This is a genomic window from Paramuribaculum intestinale (assembly GCF_003024925.1).
GTDB classification, from domain to species: domain Bacteria; phylum Bacteroidota; class Bacteroidia; order Bacteroidales; family Muribaculaceae; genus Paramuribaculum; species Paramuribaculum intestinale.
This window is the reverse complement of the sequence record NZ_PUED01000325.1, coordinates 1-1,649: the sequence shown is the minus strand read 5'-3', so window position 1 is coordinate 1,649 and position 1,649 is coordinate 1. Positions and strand designations below refer to the sequence as shown.

At 45.3% G+C, this 1,649-nt stretch carries 1 protein-coding gene; it reads right to left on the bottom strand.

All coding sequences use genetic code 11. From position 1 onward, the window contains the following. Nucleotides 1–1,253 (bottom strand): chitobiase/beta-hexosaminidase C-terminal domain-containing protein (locus C5O24_RS13875; protein ID WP_205961131.1); only part of this gene is annotated, 1,253 nt, incomplete at its 3' end. Nucleotides 1,254–1,649 lie beyond the last annotated feature (396 nt).

Genomic DNA, 1,649 nt, shown 5'->3' with positions numbered 1-1,649 from the left:
TCCGTGCTCATGCCTCCGCGGTTGGCGGCCGTTAAGATGACTTTGGTCTTCTGGCCTACAACCGTTTCGCTGAGTGTTATGGTATTGTCCTCGCCCAGTGTGCGCGAATATATATTGGGCTGAGTGCCGTCGGTGGTGTAATACACCGTTTCAGCACCCGCCGGGCGGTTGATCTTTATGTTGGCTACTTTACTTATATACCCATACTTTCCGTCTATAAAGTAGGGGTAGACACTTGTGTCTGTAGTGTTTATGCCGTTGGTGTCCAGTGTGGGCGCATCTGGTTTTTTGATATTTACAGTGATGGTCAGTACTTCGCCAAGTCCCTTGCTGTTGACGCCGGCTATGCGTATCGTCGTCGCTGTGGTTATGCTGCTTAGATCGATTCCGTTGTCAGTGTATTCGGTGGAACTTTCTGTGATATTTTCATTGTTTATCGTGTAAACAAGTTTGTCCGCAGCTGTATCTTTATTGAACTTCAATACAGGGGGAGTCGCACTGTAAGAATATTCATTCGTTTCTTTATTGAAAATGTCACCCGAATCTGCTGTCGGTTCAATTATTGTCGGTAGTCCTGGTTTCGGTAGTTCAACAGGTTCCCATGTGACAATGATTTTCTGCAACGAAAAATATATAGGATAGTAGCTTGTGCTTGTGGTTGTTTTGTAGGTAAATTCGAAATACTCGTTAGCTTTTTGATTAGCTGGCGTGCTTGTCTGAAACATTGCCGGACTGGTCACAACCATTACAGCTTGATTCTGCTTTGTGTCAGTGTTGAAAGTCAGTAAATCTTTTGCGTGTTTTACTGTGGCTGTACCAGCGGATGCTGAACCCGCACCCGAGGAATATCCAGTACCATAGTATAATTGAACTCTATGTACTTTACCATATTTTGCTTTGATTACAAATGTGTTGCCCCTGAATATCTCAAGACCAAATTTCGTAAAAGCGTTGTATTTGGCTCCTGCCGTTTTAGTAAACTCCATTATCAGGCAGTCATCAAGAAAATTCTCTGACGATCCTTGGTTTCTGTAAATATATTTGAAGCTTGATGCTGTAGTGTTCGATACATACTTTGAGCTTACAGTAGAACTGGTAGAAGACCAGTCTTTCATAGATGCACCGTCGCCGAATGTAAGATTGGGTGATTCTGTTGCAGTTTTACTAAAAAAGGTGGTTGTTATAAGCTCCGCATGTAGATGCGGAGGGGCGAAGGCCAGAAAGGCCATCAGAATTAGTAAAAGTTTTTTCATAATCTTTCCTGATATTTGTTTTATTGAGAATTTCCCTGTTCTTGGAAGGAGAAGTCAGTATATTTGCGGGCCGCCGTGGGGCGGGGCATGGCTGTGTGTATCAGCCCGTTTATGTAGCTACACGACGATACGGCACGCAGCCGTTGTGCCGCGCGCCGTCATGGTGGTGGTGCATCTCAAAATATCGTGATGGTGGTAAACTGCTGCCGGTCTCTGCCTTGTCTCCGCATGCCCCCGCTCTGTCCGTGCGTAGTTCCGCTCTAAGGGCGCATTGTTTCGCTCTATCCGCGCATCTGTTATGGGTGCATTGCTCCGCTCCCTCCCGGCTATATGCTGGGGGGGGGTAAACTCCCTATGGCTCAAAATAGAATGTAAAAAATGGAAATATATCTTAAT